Below are 16,060 nucleotides of genomic sequence, written 5' to 3'. Positions count from 1 at the left end.
TGATTGTTGAACGTTAGATCGAGCGTCGCCTTGGCGGCGCTCGATCGGGTCGAACCTGGTGGTGTGCTGATCTGGAACGCGGTGGTTCCCGAAGGAACCACCCGTCTTTCATGAATTCACGGACTGTTCCGTGATCACATCTTGAACTTGCCGGCGTCAGGGCGGTCCTGGGTCCAGTCGCAGGTGAAGCCCTTGGTCTCAGGAACGAACTGGTTCCAGGGAATCGGGGGAATGGCCTTGACGCTGTCGTAGAGAATCTTGAATTGGCCCGAGTTCTCAGCCTCGCCGATGAGCACCCGCTCGGAGGTGTGGTGGTTGGGGAACATCTTGATTTCGCCCTGGGGAGCGGCGAAGGTGATCCCGATCATGTCGGTGCGGACCTTGTCGAGATCCTCGAAGGTTCCGGCCTTCTCGACGGCGTTCTTCCAGAGGTACACCATGTTGTAGGCGGATTCGGCCGGGTCACCCGTGACCCGATCAGCGCCGTACATGGCCTGGAAGTCGGCGGTGAACTTCTTGGAGGCCGGGGTGTCCAGGCTCATGAAGAAGTTCCAGGCGGCATAGGTGCCGGTGGTGTACTCCGGTCCGATCTGACGAATCTCTTCTTCCGCGATCGAGAAGGACATGATCGGATATTTGGCTGGGTCGATGCCCGAAGCCTTGAACTGCTTGAACAGGGCGACGTTGGAGTCCCCGTTCAGGGTGTTGATGATGATCCCGCCATCCGGGAACGCCTTCTTGATCTTGGCGATGATCGGAGCCACCTCGGTGTTGCCGAGAGGGATGTAATCCTCGCCGACGGTCTCGCCACCCAGAGCCTTCATCTGCTCTTTGATGATGGTGTTGGCCGTACGTGGATATACGTAATCAGAGCCAACCAGGTAGACTTTCTTGCCGAGTTCTCCGGAGAACTTGTCCATCAGCCACTGCACCGCAGGCTCGGCCTGCTGGTTCGGAACGGCGCCGGTGTAGAAGATGTTCCTGGAGCACTCCTGACCCTCGTACTGAATCGGGTAGAAGAGCATGTGGTTCTTCGACTCGAAGACCGGCAGCATCGCCTTGCGGCTGGCCGAAGTCCAACCGCCGAAGACCACGGCAACTTTGTCGGAGTCGATCAGCTTCTGAGCTTTCTCAGCAAACGTCGGCCAGTCGGAGGCTCCGTCTTCGATGACAGGGACAATCTTGTAAGATTTGTCGCCAACTTTGACACCGCCGGCATCATTGATCTCCTTGATCGCCATTTCTTCGACTTCTTTCAAAGTCGTTTCGGAAATGGCCATGGTGCCACTGAGGGAATGAAGGATGCCAACCTTCACTTCACCATCAAAATTACCGCCTGACCCGGACTCGCCGCCACAGGAGACGAGGGTAACGCTCACAGCAGTTACGGCGAGAGCAGCTGTCAGTCGCCTTGAAAGATGCAGAGACATTGAAGCCTGTTCAAGATGAATTGTAGTCGCCGTAACCGACGGCAAAAGGAAAGGTAAAGAAGGACGCGATGACTCCCGGTATCCAATGAGACAGAAACTGACCGAGGGCCTGCCGGAGTGAGGATTTGCACGTGCTCTCCCTTTCGATAGGTAGCCTTGCCTGTGGGGCCTGGGGATGAAAGGGTGAGAATCGCCGTTCTGAAGGCGTTGAGGCTCAGGCGGTGGGGGTCAGGGGTCAGGCCGTGGTGGGCGCGGGCAACTGCCGCAACAGGAAGCTTTCGACCCGATCCAGTCCTTCACCGCTGCGCAGATTCGTGAAGCACCAGGGGCGACCAGCGCGCATGCGTTCCGTGTCTTGTTCCATCACCGCCAGGCTGGCGCCCACCATGGGGGCAAGGTCGATCTTGTTGATCACGAGCAGGTCGGAGCGGGTGATGCCAGGTCCTCCCTTGCGAGGGATCTTGTCGCCGGCGGCCACGTCGATCACGTAGATGCAGAGATCCACCAGCTCCGGGCTGAAGCTGGCCGCCAGGTTGTCGCCGCCGCTTTCCACCAGCACCAGATCCAGGTCCGGGAAGGCCTCCTCCAGCTCCTGCACTGCGGCCCGGTTGATCGAACAGTCCTCCCGGATGGCAGTGTGGGGGCAGCCTCCGGTCTCGACCCCCCGGATCCGCTCGGGGGCCAGGGAGCCGGCCTTGGTCAGAAACTGGGCATCCTCCTGGGTGTAGATGTCGTTGGTGACGACGGCCAGCTGCAACCGTTCCCGCAGGCGGCGGCAGAGGGCATCCACCAGGGCCGTCTTTCCAGACCCCACCGGCCCTGCGACCCCGACCCTCAATTTGCTACCCATCGCCCCAGCCCAGGATGGGTGCCATCCTGACGCCAGCGCCGATGGCCGCGGTGAGTGATGAACCGATCCCCAGGCTGATCCGCCGCTTTGAGCGTCTGGATGGGCGGCTCGTCGCCGCGGTGACGGGGACAGGGGTGGTGGTGTGCCTTGGCTTCATTGAGCTGTTGCGCAGTCCGCTGCAACAGCTGTCCAGGCTCACGGTCGAGTTGCTGGCGGTGCGGACTCTGTTTTTCTTGGGGCCGCTGCTGGTCAGCCTGCTGCTGCTGCTGCGGGATGGTCCGCTGCTGCTGGGGGAACGCCGCCCCCTCCGCTCCTGGGGGCCCGAGCTGCTGGCCAGCGGCCTGCTGAGCATCGTGCTGCTGCTCTACTACATGGCGGCTGTGATCCTCACGGCCGGCCTCACCCTCAACCAGGGCGATGTGGTGGCGGAAGTGGGCTTCCTGGTCGGCCAGCTGGAGCCGGCCCGCTTCGCCGCCACCCTGGCCAGGGCGGGCCTCTATGGCGCGATCACCGCTGCCATCTGCCTGCAGCAGGGGAGGCACTCCTCGGCCGGCGCCACGGCGATGGCCTCCCGCCTGTCCCGATCGTTCCTGCTGGGCCTGGGGCTGCTGGTCTGCATCGACCTGCTCTGGACGATCGTCGTCGATCCCCTGCGCGTGGGAGGGAGCTGACCTTGACACCGACCGCAGCGCAGCGTCGCCCCGGCCTCCAGAGCCTGGTTGTCCTGGCGGGGGCGGTGGGATTGCTGGGGCTGTTCGTGGTGGGGATCGCCCGCTCCGGCCACTGGCTGGCGCCCAGCGTGCGGCTGCAGTTCCGTACCCTCAATGCCGCCGGCCTGCAGACGGGCATGGCGGTGCGGATCTCGGGGTTCTCCGTGGGCCAGGTGCGCCGCATCCTGCTTCAGCCCGATGCCCAGGTGCTGGTGGAACTGGAGCTGCGAGATCCTTACCGCTCCATGGTGGGTCGCCGTAGCCGGGCGGAGCTGGCCCAGATCGGGCTGCTGGGCGACAGCTACATCGCCATCACGCCCGATCCGGCGGCGGTGGGCCAGCCGCCGATCGGCGATGGCGAGACGCTCGTGTTCACAAGCCGTCCGGACCTCGAGGACCTGCTCGCCGAGGTGGCCAGCAGCCGCATCCCGCTGCAGCGGGCCCTCAGCAGCGGCCTCAACCTGGCGGAGACTCGCCTGCCCCGCAGCCTCGACCAGCTGGACCAGACCCTGGCCTCAACCCGCCGTCTGGCGACACGGCTGGAGGCCGACACCCAGCGCAGCAGCACCGAGCTGAACCGCACCCTGGGAGCCACCCGTGCCCTGGCGGAGCGCCTGGAGAGCCGGGCCGATGGCACCGCCGTCGATCTTTCGGCCCTGATCCGGCGCCTGGAGAGAACCGAAACCGAGACGCGGCCGCTGCTGCTCCAGACCCTGCGGGAGCTGACCACCATGGCCGGCGCCACCAACCGCCTCGTGAAGACCCTCAACGAGAGCTGGCTGTTCGAGCTCATCGATCGGCCCGGGGAGCACCTGAAGGACCGCAAACCCTGATCGGCCTGATGGCCGTGGAGCCGCTCAGCCCACCAACTGGTCCGCCTGGCGCAGCAGCTCGGGCGGGAAGGTCACCCCGATGGCCCGGGCCGTACGGCGATTCAGCAGCAGGAGTTTTTTGGTGACCGGTTCGAAGGGCAGATCGGCAGGCGAGCGCCCGCGCAGCACCTTCACCGCCAGATCCCCGGCCAGGGCCCCATCGGCTTCCGGATCCCAGCCCACCACCGCCAGGCACCCCGGCGTGGCGATGTCGGAGGGATCAACGGAATAGACCGGCAGGCGATGGCGCAGACCCGCCGCCGCCAGGGCGGGGAAGCCGACGCTGGTGGCGTAGTCCCCCACCCGTACCAGGGCCCCCACCCGCCGGGCGGCCAGGGCGTCGGCGGCACGGGCCACCTCCCCCGGTCCGGACACCGGCTCGATCGCGACCGCGATCGACCGCTGGCTGGCTTCCCGGCGCAGCAGCTCCGCTTCGAAGCTGGCATTGGCCTCGGAGGGATGGAAGATGAGCCCGACGCTGGACAGAGCGGGGGTGATCCGGCGGGCGAGGTCGAGTTGCTCGGCGAGGGGACTGGTGCTCACCGTGCCCACCACGTTGGGCCGGTGGTTGGTGTAGCTGGTGCCGGCCCCCGCCCCCCAGGGGTTGGAGCAGTACATGAACACGACCGGCACCCGGGCGGGGGCGACGGCCAGGATCGTCGTCAGGGGCGGGGTGCCGATGGCCACCAGCATGTCGACCCCGTCCTCCAGCAGCGCGATCACCTGGGCGCGGCTGGTGGCCATGCTGCCCTCGGCGAAGCGTTCCAGCAGGATCAAGCTGGCTGGCGGCCGGAAGCCGCCCCTGGCCAGGGCCTGCACGAACCCGCGGCGGGCGGCCTCGGGGGCCGCACCCCGTACGTACTGCAGCAGTCCGAGGCGGGGCGGGCCCGGAGGCCGGGAGCGGGGGGTGCATCCGGCGGCCAGGAGAGCCCCGCCGGCCGCGCCGCCGCCCAGCAGGCGCAGGGCCTGACGGCGGCTGATTCGGCGTGCCTTGGCCATCAGCTGCGGAACAGCCGCGAGTAGAGCTCCCCATGGCCCAGCTGGGCCAGGCCTGCTCCCACCCCCCCGTTCCAGAGGGTCTCGGGGTCGGTGTCCACCAGGTCCGCAGCCCGCGAGGCGATGGCGGCCGCCAGGGCCAGCTGCAAGCGCTGGGACTCGGTGGGGCCCAGGGGCACCAGCCGCACGGCGGCGCTGAGCTGGGCGGCAATCCAGCCGTAGAGGTAGGCCTCCACCACGTCCTGGGGGGCGATCTCCAGGGCCAGGCCCGCCCAGGCCCAGGCCGCCGGCCAGGCCAGCCGCGGCGTGCGTCCTTGCGGCAGGGGCAGGCCCAACTCCGCCAGCAGTTGCAGCAGGGAGCGGCCCATCTGGCGTTGCTGGGCCCGCACCTCGGCCGCCTCCCGCTGGGCCAGCAGCCAGCCGTCCAGTTCCAGCAGCTCCTGCCAGGCAGGCCCGTCCGGTGCCTCACGCCAGCGGGCAAGGGCGTCCATCAGCCGGCCCAGGCTGGCCGCCTCGATCGTCAGGGCGCCGCGGTCCAGCTCCGCCTCCAGCCAGCGGCGCACGCTGGTGGCGTCCCGCAGCTGGCCCGTCTGAACCAGCACCTCCAGGCCCTCGGAATAGCTGAAGGCCCCCACTGGCAGGGCCGGGCTGACGAGTTGGAAGAGGCGCAGCCGGTTGAGGCTCATGGCTGCGGCGCCGCAATCCCGGCGGCGTGGGTGTGGTCGTGGGCGCCGCCGTAGGCGCCGGCCTCCGGCAGGAAGGGCTCGAGCCGCCGCTCCAGTTGCAGGCCCGCCAGCTGACGCAGCAGATCCGCCAGCACCGGATCATCCAGCAGCCGCAGGCCGCCCTCCCCCACCTGCAGGGCGACGTGGCGATTGCCCAGGTGGTAAGCGGCCCGCAGCAGGGCCAGGGGATGGTCTGAGCTCACCAGCAGCAGGGGCTCGGCGGCGGCCTCCACCTGCACCCTGGGCGTGCCGTCCGGGCCGGCGAGCCATTCGCCCGGCTCCAGAGCGGCGCCACGGGGCAGCTGCAGCAGCAGGTCGCGGCCGCAGCTGCTGCGGCGATGGCCCCGCAGCCGGGTGCGTTCATCGGCGCTCAGTTCGAGCCGCAACGGCGTGGCGGCGGCATCGCCCCTGGCGACCTGGCCCGGAGCCACCCGGCCGGTGAGCAGCAACGGCTCCGGTTCCCTCTCGGCCATGGGCTCTGACGTCGTGGCAGTTCACCCCCAGAGTGTGACCCTTCGAGCAGGCATCCGCAGGCCCATGGGCGACACAGGCAGCGACTGGTGCGGCACGGCGAACCTGCGCTTTGCCCGGGGCGACCAGGGCACGCGACACCAGGGGGGCACCACCTCGCCGCTCAAGGTGCAACGGTCCTTCCAGCAGGCCGATGGCCGCTGCGAGCTGCCGATCCTGCACACGGCGGGCGGCCTGGTGGGAGGCGACCGGCTCAGCATCGCCGCCACCCTGGAGGCCGGCAGCCGGGCCCTGCTCACCAGCGTGGCGGCCCAGAAGGTGTATGGCTCGATCGGTCGCTCGCGCCGGGCGCCGGCCGGCAGCTGGGCCAGGCAGGATCTGGAGTTCAGCCTGGAGGCGGGAGCCGATCTGGAGTGGCTGCCCCAGGAGTTGGTGCTTTATGCGGGGGGGTTGTTCGAGCAGCGCGCCCGGGTGACGCTGGCCCCGGGGGCCGGCTGGCTGGGGGGCGAGGTGGTGCGGCTGGGCCGGACGGCGGCCGGGGAGGACCTGGGGGAGGGGCGCTGGCGCTCCCTGCTGGAGATCCGCCGCCTTGGGGCGACCGCCAGCGAACCCGACCGCTGGGAGCTGGTGGACCGGATCGAGCTGGGGGGCTCCAGCTTGAAGGGCTCCCACGGCATGGACGGCGTGCCGGTGTTCGGTTCGCTGGTGTGGGCCGCGCCCGAGCCGCTGGCTGGCGAGGTGCTGGTCCAGCTGCTGGAGGACTGCCGCAGGGATCGCCAGGGGCTGAGCGGGAGCATGGCCTGCGGAGCCCTCGACCAGGGCCTGGTCGCCCGCTATCGGGGCGCCACGAGCGCCGATGCCCGCTGCTGGTTCACCCGGGTGTGGGCACGGCTGCGCGCTGTCCAGGGGCTGGGCGCCCCCCTGATCCCGCGGGTGTGGCCCTTCCAGGAGCAGTCGCTGGGCTGAGAGCGGAGAAAGGTGCGGCAGGAACCTTGGCCGTTCCCGTCCCTGACAGGATGGTTCGGTTGCCGCCGGGCCCATGCACCTGACCCCTCAGGAGAAGGACAAGCTCCTGATCGTCACCGCCGCCCTGCTGGCCGAACGCCGCATGAACCGGGGGCTGCGGCTCAACTACCCCGAAGCCGTGGCCTGGCTGAGTTTCCAGGTGCTGGAAGGCGCCCGGGACGGCCGTTCGGTGGCCGAACTGATGCGGGACGGCACCACCTGGCTGAACCGGGAGCAGGTGATGGAGGGGGTGCCCGAGCTGATCGTCGACGTTCAGATCGAGGCGATGTTTCCCGACGGCACCAAGCTCGTCACCCTCCACGCACCGATCCGCTGACCCCACCCCACCCCACCCCGCCATGGCCCCCCTGATCCCCGGCGAGCTGATCCCCGAACCGGGGACCCTTCTGCTCAACGCCGGTCGCCCCGTCACCAGCCTTTCGGTGTCCAACAGCGGCGACCGCCCCGTGCAGGTGGGCTCCCACTTCCATTTCCATGAGGCCAACGACGCCCTCCACTTCGATCGCGAGGCGGCCCGGGGCCTGCGGCTCGACATCCCGGCCGGTACCGCCATCCGCTTTGAGCCTGGCGACACCCGCCAGGTGGATCTGGTGCCCTACGTCGGCGAGCGTCGTGTGTTCGGCTTCAACGGTCTGGTCAACGGCCCCCTCGACTGAACTCCCATGCCCTATCGCATCGACCGCCGCGCCTACGCCGAGACCTACGGCCCCACCACCGGTGACCGGCTGCGGCTGGCGGACACGGACCTGATCCTGGAGGTGGAGAGCGACTGCACCACCTACGGCGATGAGGTGAAGTTCGGCGGCGGCAAGGTGATCCGCGACGGCATGGGCCAGGCCCAGACCTCCCGGGCCGAAGGGGCCGTGGACACGGTGATCACCAATGCCCTGATCCTCGACTGGTGGGGCATCGTCAAGGCCGACATCGGCCTGCGCGACGGCCGCATCTGTGCCATCGGCAAGGCGGGCAACCCCGACATCACCGATGGGGTGACGATCGTGGTGGGGCCGGGCACCGAGGCGATCGCCGGGGAGGGGCACATCGTCACCGCCGGAGCGATCGACACCCACATCCACTTCATCTGTCCCCAGCAGATCGAGACCGCCCTGGCCAGCGGCGTCACCACCCTGCTGGGCGGCGGCACCGGACCGGCCACCGGCACCAATGCCACCACCTGCACCCCCGGCGCCTTCCACCTGGCCCGCATGCTGCAGGCCGCCGAGGGGCTGCCGATCAACCTGGGCTTTTACGGCAAGGGCAACGCCAGCACCCCCGCCGCCCTCGAGGAGCAGATCCGGGCGGGCGCCTGTGGTCTGAAGCTGCACGAAGACTGGGGCACCACACCGGCCGCCATCGACTGCTGCCTGACGGTGGCCGATAAGTACGACGTGCAGGTCTGCATCCACTCCGACACCCTCAACGAGGCCGGGTTCGTGGAGGACACGATCCGGGCCATCGGCGGCCGCACCATCCACACCTTCCACACCGAGGGGGCCGGCGGCGGCCATGCCCCCGACATCATCCGCATTTGCGGCGAGCCCAACGTGCTGCCCAGTTCCACCAACCCCACCCGCCCCTACACCGTCAACACCCTCGAGGAGCACCTCGACATGCTGATGGTGTGCCACCACCTTGATCCCCGCATCCCGGAGGACGTGGCCTTCGCCGAATCCCGCATCCGCCGCGAGACGATCGCCGCCGAGGACATCCTCCACGACCTGGGCGCCTTCAGCATCATCGCCAGCGATTCCCAGGCCATGGGACGCGTCGGTGAGGTGATCACCCGCACCTTCCAGACCGCCCACAAGATGAAGGTGCAGCGCGGTTTCCTGCCCGAGGACGCCTCAGGCCCCCGCGGCAACCGCAACGACAACCACCGGCTGAAGCGCTACATCGCCAAGGTGACGATCAACCCGGCCATCGCCCACGGCCTCGACAGCCAGGTGGGATCGGTGGAGGTGGGCAAGCTGGCGGATCTGGTGCTCTGGAAGCCGGGCTTCTTCGGCGTCAAGCCGGAGCTGGTGATCAAGGGGGGCTCGATCGTCTGGGCCCAGATGGGCGATGCCAACGCCTCGATCCCCACCCCGGGCCCGGTGCACGGCCGGCCGATGTTCGCCGCCTACGGCGGATCGCTGGCCGGCAGCTGCCTCAACTTCGTCAGCCAGGCTGCGCTCGACGCCGATCTGCCCAACAGCCTCGGCCTGAAGCGGGCCTGTGTGCCGGTGGTCCAGACCCGGGGCATCGGCAAGGCCCAGATGCGCAACAACACCGCCCTGCCCAAGGTGGAGGTGGATCCCCAGACCTACGAGGTCTTCGCCGACGGGGAACTGCTCACCTGCGAGCCGGCGGAGGTGCTGCCGATGGCCCAGCGTTACTTCCTGCTGTAGCGGCGCCCATCCCCTTCAGGAGGTGGCCACGGCCCGCTCTTCCTCGAGAGCCCAGTCCTCCTTGTTCGGATCCCGGCGCAGGCTGCGTCTCTCCACCGTCAGCACCGGCACGTCCTTCAGGGGCATTTCAAAGGCCACGCCGAAGGTGAGGGCAAAGTGGGCCCGGGTGAGCCAGCGCAACTGGGCCTGCAGCCTTATGTGGCCGAAGCCGGGATGGGCGCGCAGATCCATCAGCAGCCATTGCCCGATTTCAAGGGATTGCTCCTCGGACGCGATCAGGCACATCCCGCCCACACCCACATCGGCGACGTCGGCGAGAAACCAGCGGCCCGTGGGCTGGCGATCGTCGTCCAGGCACCGGAGGGCGATGGTGCGGCAGCTCTCGATCGCGTGACGGGCGTAGGACCGCTTGTCTCGGCGGGCGCCACCCCTTTCCTGGTCCCGCAGCAGGACGCCTGACGCGCTTGAGGACTGGGACCCGGACTTATTCGTCATCATCGGCGCGGCTCCTGCCTTTGCGCTCATTCTCAACCCTCTGTGTCTCAGCGAGACCAATACTTATCAAAACGCTATTCCTATGGAGCGGTAGGAGGGGTGCGGATCGGGCCTGCAGGTTGCTCGGCGATGGCTGGCGGAGCCCACCAGTCGAGAGCGCCCCCGATTTCCGTAACAACGGCAACGGGTGGCCAGCCCGGCGGCACTGCAGGATTCAAAGGCGCGGATGGGTCTGGAATGTTCAGTCAGTACAAACCGAGCCAGGGGTATGACGAGTACTTCACCTCCACCGACGAGCCTCGGGCGACCCTGAAGCCGCTGCTGTCGTCCCTGGGCCAGATGGGACTCAACCAGCTGAATCGCAACCATGAGGCGGCCGGCATGCTGCTGAAGCGGCTGGGGGCCACCTTCCGCCTCAACGACTCCGGCAGCAAGGGTGTGGAGCGGATCCTCCCCTTCGATCCCCTGCCCCGCCTGATCGGGGCCCAGGATTGGGAGCGCCTGGAGCGGGGCCTGATCCAGCGGCTGGAGGCGAGCGACCGCTTCCTGGCCGACGTGTACGGCGATCAGAAGATCCTGGCCGACGGCGTGGTGCCCAGGGCCGACGTGGAAAGCTCCCAGGGCTGGCGGCCCCAGATGCAGGGCTTCCAGCCGCCCCTGGGGCGCTGGTGCCACGTCTCCGGCCTCGATCTGGTGCGCGACGGCGACGGCACCTGGCGGGTGCTGGAGGACAACCTGCGCTGCCCCTCGGGGGTGGCCTACTTCCTCGAGAACCGGCGGGTGATGAAGCGCATGTTCCCGAGCCTGTTCGCCGGGCGCACGGTGCAGCCCATCGACGACTACCCCTCCCACCTGCTGCAGACTCTGCGGGAACTGGCTCCCTGGACCGACACCCCCAAGGTGGTGCTGCTCACCCCCGGGGTGTTCAACAGCGCCTACTTCGAGCACAGCTATCTCGCCCAGCAGATGGGTATCCAGCTGGTGGAGGGCCGTGACCTGGTCTGCGAGGGGGATCGGGTGTGGATGCGCAGCACCGCCGGCCTCGAAGCGGTCGATGTGATCTACCGCCGCATCGACGACGACTTCCTCGACCCGGCCGTGTTCCGCCGCGATTCCATGCTGGGGGTGAGGGGCCTGATGGGGGCCTACGGGGCGGGCCGGGTGGCCATCGCCAATGCCCCGGGCACCGGCGTGGCCGACGACAAGCTCATCTACGCCTATGTGGGCGAGATGATCCGCTACTACCTGGATGAGGAGCCCATCATCGAGAACGTTCCCACCTACATCTGCTCGCGGCCCGATGATCAGGCCTATGTGCTGGAGCACCTCGGGGAGCTGGTGGTGAAGGCGGTGGCGGAAGCCGGCGGCTACGGCATGCTGATCGGCCCCCATGCGAGCCAGGCGGAGATCGATGCGTTCGCCGTCAAGATCCAGGCGGATCCCCGCAATTACATCGCCCAGCCGACCCTGGAACTCTCCACCGTGCCTTCCCTGAGCGAAGGGGAGCTCTACCCCTGCCATGTGGACCTGCGGCCCTACGTGCTGCGTGGCAAGGGGGCCTGGGTGAGCCCCGGCGGCCTGACCCGGGTCGCCCTGCGGCGCGGTTCGCTGGTGGTCAATTCCTCCCAGGGCGGCGGCTGCAAGGACACCTGGATCGTGGATGAAGCCCCATGCTGAGCCGCGTTGCCGATTCCCTCTACTGGATCAATCGCAACGTCGAACGGGCCGAGAACATTTCCCGCTTCGTGGAGGTGAGCGAGGCCATGGCCCTCGACTGCCCCCCCGGCAGCGCCGAACCCTGGCTACCCCTGATCGAGGCCAGCGGCGACCGCAAGCTCTTCGACAAGCTCTGTCCGGTGGTCACGCCCGAGGCCGTGATCCATTTCCTGGTGCGGGAGGCCGACAACCCCAGCAGTGTTCTCAACTGCATCAGCAATGCCCGGGAAAACGCCCGGCAGATCCGTGAGGTGATCACCACGGAGATGTGGGAGCAGATCAACGACATCTACTGGACGCTGCAGGAAGAGTCCTTCTGGACGCAGCCACCCCAGGAGCAGCTGCGGGAGATCCGACGCGCCTGCCAGCTCTTCTACGGAATCACCGACGCTACCCTCAGCCGGGACCTCTCCTGGCAGTTCAGTCGCCTGGGGCGGCTGCTGGAGCGGGCCGACAAGACCACCCGGATCCTGGACGTCAAGTATTTCCTGCTGCTGCCTTCGACCGAGGAGGTGGGCGGGGTGCTGGATGAGCTGCAGTGGATTTCCCTGCTGCGCTCAGCGGGGGCCTACCAGATGTTCCGGCAGTCGAGCCAGCAGGCCATCGAACCCAAGGCGGTGGCCGCCTTCCTGCTGCTGGATCCGATCTTTCCCCGCTCGGTGCGTTACTGCCTGGAGCGGATCAGTGACACGCTGCGGATCATCCGCGGCAGCTCGGTGCCCCAGCCCGCCGACGACCTGGAATGCCTGATCGGGCTCACCCTGGCCCATTGGAGTTTCACTAGAATTGATGAACTCGTGGCCACGGGATTGCATGAGGCCATCGATAACTTCCAGTCGGATCTCAACCGTCTGCATGCCTTGATTGAAGCGCGCTACTTCATCGCCCCCCCGAGCAGCACCTCCAGTCAGGAGGCGGCATGCGAGCCCGCCTGACCCACACCTTCAACTACCGCTACAGCGCTCCGGTCTTCCTGGGCCCCCACCGTTTCTGCCTGAAGCCCCGGGGCCACGGCTTCCAGCGTCTGCTCCATTTCCACCTGGCCATCAGCCCGGAACCGTCCCTGCTGTACCCCCTGGTGGCCGCCAGCGGCGATGAGATCCTGCGGGCCCGCTTCGAGGGCAGCACCGATCACTTCCGGGTGCTGGCGATCAGCGATGTGGAAACCCAGCCGCCCCCGGCCCTGGCCACCTGCCTGGAGGACCAGGAGCCCCTGCTCCCCTACCCGGTGGGCCATCTCAACGGCGATCTGCTCGGTTCCCTGGGGGGGTGGCTGCCCAATGGTCAGCACGACCCGGCCGCGGTAGATCTGGCCCAGGAGGCGCTGATGGGCAGCGACCAGCGGGGGCTGATGTTCCTCGAACAGCTGGTGGAGATCATCAAGGACCGGGTCAAGTACACCCAGCGGCATGTGGGGCCGGCCTGGCCGGCGGGCCGCACCCTCAAGGAACGGGTCGGCTCCTGCCGCGACCTGGCGATGCTGATGATCGAGACCTGCCGCTGTGTCGGCCTGCCGTCCCGGTTTGTGAGCGGCTACCACCTGGTGGAGCCGGCACCGAAGCAGTACGACCTGCATGCCTGGGCGGAGGTCTACCTGCCTGGAGCGGGCTGGCGGGGCTTCGACCCCAGTGGCACCGGGACCATCGACGACCGCTACATTACCTTGGCCACCTCCTCCAAGCCCACCCTCACGGCGGCGGTGAACGGCAGCTTCTCGGGCCCTGGGGGGGTGGAAAGCGAGCTGGACTGGACCATCGAGGCGGAGCTGCTGGAGCCCGCTCCCATGGGCACAGCCAGACACGAGCTGCTGCAGCGCTGAAGCGAAGCCACTCTTAAGGAGCGCCCGCCTGTATCCAATGGTGCAGCGGCTGCGGCACTCCCCAGGCCAGGACAGGTCCCACCTCGCTACCCACGGCATCTCCCCCATGGCAAGCTCCACTCCCGCCCCCTGCGCACCCAAAGGGCAGGCCCTCCTGGAGGCGATGCGCCGCCATCTGTTCTCCAGCCAGGCCAAGTCCGCCTCCCTCGCCACCACCCACGACCACTACGTCTGCCTGTCGCTGGCGGTGCGGGACATCCTGCTGACCAGCTGGGTGGACACCGTGGACACCTACACCAGCCAGCACGTCCGCACCGCCACCTACATGTCGGCGGAGTATCTGCTGGGGCCCCACCTGGAGAACAACCTGGTCAGCCTCGGGTTGCGGGAGGAGGCCCGGGCCGCCTGCGCCGCCCTCGGTTTCACCCTCGAGGAGATGTTGGCGGAGGAGCCGGAACCGGGCCTGGGCAATGGCGGCCTGGGACGGCTGGCGGCCTGTTTCCAGGAGTCGATGGCCACGCTCGAGCTGCCGGCCATCGGCTACGGCATCCGCTACGAGTTCGGCATCTTCCGCCAGCAGATCGGCCCCACCGGCCAGATGGAGAGCACCGATCCGTGGCTGGCCCGCGGCAACCCCTGGGAGGTGATCCGGCCGGAATGGAGCTATCCGGTCGTGATCGGCGGCCAGACCGTGATCGGCGTGGCCTACGACACCCCGATCCTGGGCTATGGCGTCCACACCGCCAACACCCTGCGGCTGTGGTCGGCCCAGGCGCCGGACGCCTTCGATTTCGCCTCGTTCAATGCCGGCGACTACACCCGGGCCGTGCTGCACAAGGTGCAGTCGGAAACCCTCTCCAAGGTGCTCTATCCCAACGATGAGCTGGAGCAGGGCAAGCGCCTGCGGCTCAGCCAGCAGATCTTCTTCGTCTCCTGCTCCCTGCAGGACATGTTCCGCATCCTCGGCAGCCAGGGGATTCCGGTCACGCAGTTCCACCGCAAGTTCGCGGTGCAGCTCAACGACACCCACCCGGCGATCGCGGTGGCCGAGCTGATGCGGCTGCTGATCGATGAGCACGGGATCGATTGGGACACCGCCTGGAGCATCACCACCGCCACGATCAGCTACACGAACCACACCCTGCTGCCCGAGGCCCTGGAGGCCTGGGGGCTGGAACTGTTCCAGCAGCTGCTGCCCCGCCAGCTGCAGATCATCTTTGAGATCAATGCCCGCTTCCTGCGCACCCTGCGGATCCGATTCCCCGGCCAGCCCGACCTGCTGGAGCGGCTGTCGCTGATCGAGGAAGGCCCGCACCGCAAGGTGCGCATGGCCCACCTGGCGGTGGTGGGCAGCCACACGGTCAACGGCGTGGCGGAGTTGCACAGCCGCCTGCTGAAGGAAAACCTGTTCGCCGAATTCGCCCAGGTCTGGCCGGAGCGCTTCACCAACATCACCAACGGCGTCACGCCGCGGCGCTGGCTGGCGGTGGCCAACCCGCCCCTGGCCGACCTGCTCAACGACGCCATCGGCACCGACTGGTGCCGGCACCTCGACCAGCTCAAGCGGCTCGAGCCCCTGGCCACCGATGCCGGCTTCCTGGAGCGCTGGCAGGGGGTGCGCGAGCAGGCCAAGGAGCGCCTGGCCGCCACGATCCGCCAGGACACCGGCGTCCTGGTGGATCCCTCCTCCCTGTTCGACGTCCAGGTGAAGCGCATCCACGAGTACAAGCGCCAGCACATGGCGGCGTTGCAGGTGGTGGAGCGCTACCTGCGGCTGCGGGCCGGGGAGGATCTGCCGCCGCGCACGGTGATCTTCGGCGGCAAGGCGGCCCCCGGCTATGCCATGGCCAAGCTGATCATCCGCCTGATCGTGGGCATGGCGGAGATCATCAACATCGACCCGGCGATGGACGGCCGCCTGCGGGTGGTCTTCCTGCCCAACTTCAGCGTCAAGCTCGGCCAGAAGATCTATCCGGCGGTGGATCTCTCCGAGCAGATCTCCACCGCCGGCATGGAGGCCTCCGGCACAGGCAACATGAAGATGTCCCTCAATGGCGCGCTCACGATCGGCACCCTCGATGGGGCCAACATCGAGATCCGGGAGCGGGTCGGTGACGACAACTTCTTCCTGTTCGGCCACACCGCCGAGCAGCTGGCCGCCATCAACCGCAATGGCTACCACCCGATGCCCTGGCTGGAGAACGACGCCCTGGCCAAGGAGGCCATCGACCTGATCGGCTCGGGCCACTTCAGCGAAGGCGACCGCGACCTGTTCCATCCGCTGCTGGCCAACCTCTGCAGCAGCGATCCCTTCCGGGTGATGGCCGACCTCGGCGACTACCGCCGCGCCCAGAATGAGGTGGACAGCGCCTGGTCCGACGCAGGACGGTGGAGCATGATGTCCGTGTTGAATACCGCTCGCTGCGGATTCTTCAGCAGCGACCGCTCGATCCAGGAGTACGCCGATCGCATCTGGAAAGTGGCCCCGGTCCCCGTCAACTCCTGCAGCGTGATTCCCAACGCGTCAACATGAACCTCCCCCAACCCGCATGAGCTGGCCCGC

Annotated in this window: 16 protein-coding genes; 10 read left to right on the top strand and 6 right to left on the bottom strand. The window is 67.9% G+C overall.

Annotated features, from left to right (window positions below; translation table 11 throughout):
• Positions 1-134 precede the first annotated feature (134 nt).
• Complete coding sequence (gene urtA / locus KBZ33_RS08985; RefSeq protein WP_254952360.1) at positions 135-1,430, bottom strand: urea ABC transporter substrate-binding protein; 1,296 nt, start codon at positions 1,428-1,430, stop codon at positions 135-137.
• A gap of 235 nt (positions 1,431-1,665) precedes the next feature.
• Positions 1,666-2,280, bottom strand: a complete 615-nt coding sequence (ureG, locus tag KBZ33_RS08980; RefSeq protein ID WP_254952362.1) for an urease accessory protein UreG — start codon at positions 2,278-2,280, stop codon at positions 1,666-1,668.
• Positions 2,281-2,294: 14 nt separating this feature from the next.
• Between ureG and KBZ33_RS08975 the strand changes: the two genes are divergently transcribed.
• Both KBZ33_RS08975 and KBZ33_RS08970 read left to right on the top strand, forming a co-directional pair.
• On the top strand, positions 2,295-2,951 hold the full coding sequence (locus KBZ33_RS08975) for a hypothetical protein (RefSeq protein ID WP_254952364.1): 657 nt from the start codon (positions 2,295-2,297) through the stop codon (positions 2,949-2,951).
• Positions 2,952-2,953: 2 nt separating this feature from the next.
• Positions 2,954-3,823, top strand: a complete 870-nt coding sequence (locus KBZ33_RS08970) for an MlaD family protein (RefSeq protein WP_254952365.1) — start codon at positions 2,954-2,956, stop codon at positions 3,821-3,823.
• A gap of 24 nt (positions 3,824-3,847) precedes the next feature.
• Here the strand turns inward: KBZ33_RS08970 and KBZ33_RS08965 are convergent, their stop codons facing one another.
• The 3 genes from KBZ33_RS08965 to KBZ33_RS08955 are packed head-to-tail and all read right to left on the bottom strand — an operon-like array spanning position 3,848 to position 6,056.
• Complete coding sequence (locus tag KBZ33_RS08965; RefSeq protein ID WP_261362343.1) at positions 3,848-4,861, bottom strand: ABC transporter substrate-binding protein; 1,014 nt, start codon at positions 4,859-4,861, stop codon at positions 3,848-3,850.
• Entirely contained in the window at positions 4,861-5,544 is a 684-nt protein-coding gene (locus tag KBZ33_RS08960) for an urease accessory protein UreF (protein ID WP_254952366.1), read from the bottom strand. The genes KBZ33_RS08965 and KBZ33_RS08960 overlap by 1 nt, the downstream gene beginning before the upstream one ends.
• The gene (locus KBZ33_RS08955; RefSeq protein ID WP_254952368.1) at positions 5,541-6,056 is read right to left on the bottom strand and encodes an urease accessory protein UreE; all 516 of its coding nucleotides are present in this window, start codon (positions 6,054-6,056) and stop codon (positions 5,541-5,543) included. The genes KBZ33_RS08960 and KBZ33_RS08955 overlap by 4 nt, the downstream gene beginning before the upstream one ends.
• 64 nt (positions 6,057-6,120) lie before the next feature.
• Here KBZ33_RS08955 and KBZ33_RS08950 point away from each other — a divergent pair, with 64 nt between their 5' ends.
• From KBZ33_RS08950 to ureC, 4 genes are all read left to right on the top strand, one after another.
• Positions 6,121-7,020 carry an urease accessory protein UreD gene (locus KBZ33_RS08950; RefSeq protein ID WP_254952370.1) on the top strand — a complete coding sequence of 300 codons (900 nt, stop codon included), beginning with the start codon at positions 6,121-6,123 and terminating at the stop codon, positions 7,018-7,020.
• 73 nt (positions 7,021-7,093) lie between these two features.
• A complete protein-coding gene (locus KBZ33_RS08945; RefSeq protein WP_254952373.1) occupies positions 7,094-7,396 on the top strand; it encodes an urease subunit gamma in 303 nt (100 codons plus the stop codon).
• Between the two features lie 22 nt (positions 7,397-7,418).
• Complete coding sequence (locus tag KBZ33_RS08940) at positions 7,419-7,736, top strand: urease subunit beta (protein ID WP_254952375.1); 318 nt, start codon at positions 7,419-7,421, stop codon at positions 7,734-7,736.
• A 6-nt stretch (positions 7,737-7,742) separates the two neighbouring features.
• Positions 7,743-9,467 carry an urease subunit alpha gene (ureC, locus tag KBZ33_RS08935; protein WP_254952376.1) on the top strand — a complete coding sequence of 575 codons (1,725 nt, stop codon included), beginning with the start codon at positions 7,743-7,745 and terminating at the stop codon, positions 9,465-9,467.
• Positions 9,468-9,482: 15 nt separating this feature from the next.
• Here ureC and KBZ33_RS08930 read toward each other — a convergent pair whose 3' ends face one another.
• Positions 9,483-9,962: a PilZ domain-containing protein gene (locus KBZ33_RS08930; RefSeq protein WP_254952378.1), complete on the bottom strand. Its 480-nt coding sequence runs from the start codon at positions 9,960-9,962 to the stop codon at positions 9,483-9,485.
• A gap of 237 nt (positions 9,963-10,199) precedes the next feature.
• Here KBZ33_RS08930 and KBZ33_RS08925 point away from each other — a divergent pair, with 237 nt between their 5' ends.
• The 4 genes from KBZ33_RS08925 (at position 10,200) to KBZ33_RS08910 (ending at position 16,030) form a co-directional block, all read left to right on the top strand.
• The gene (locus tag KBZ33_RS08925) at positions 10,200-11,639 is read left to right on the top strand and encodes a circularly permuted type 2 ATP-grasp protein (RefSeq protein ID WP_254952380.1); all 1,440 of its coding nucleotides are present in this window, start codon (positions 10,200-10,202) and stop codon (positions 11,637-11,639) included.
• Positions 11,633-12,613 carry an alpha-E domain-containing protein gene (locus KBZ33_RS08920; protein ID WP_254952382.1) on the top strand — a complete coding sequence of 327 codons (981 nt, stop codon included), beginning with the start codon at positions 11,633-11,635 and terminating at the stop codon, positions 12,611-12,613. Before KBZ33_RS08925 ends, KBZ33_RS08920 begins: the two co-directional genes overlap by 7 nt.
• Positions 12,598-13,497 (top strand): transglutaminase family protein, encoded by a 900-nt coding sequence (locus tag KBZ33_RS08915; protein ID WP_254952383.1) that lies wholly within the window; start codon positions 12,598-12,600, stop codon positions 13,495-13,497. The genes KBZ33_RS08920 and KBZ33_RS08915 overlap by 16 nt, the downstream gene beginning before the upstream one ends.
• A 106-nt stretch (positions 13,498-13,603) precedes the next feature.
• Positions 13,604-16,030 (top strand): glycogen/starch/alpha-glucan phosphorylase, encoded by a 2,427-nt coding sequence (locus KBZ33_RS08910; protein ID WP_254952385.1) that lies wholly within the window; start codon positions 13,604-13,606, stop codon positions 16,028-16,030.
• The last annotated feature ends 30 nt before the right edge of the window (positions 16,031-16,060 follow it).

Origin of the sequence: Cyanobium sp. Cruz-8D1, from assembly GCF_024345975.1 — a bacterium.
Classification (GTDB): Bacteria; Cyanobacteriota; Cyanobacteriia; order PCC-6307; family Cyanobiaceae; genus Cyanobium.
The sequence above is the reverse complement of the archived record's forward strand: the minus strand, read 5'-3'. Positions and strand labels throughout refer to the sequence as shown.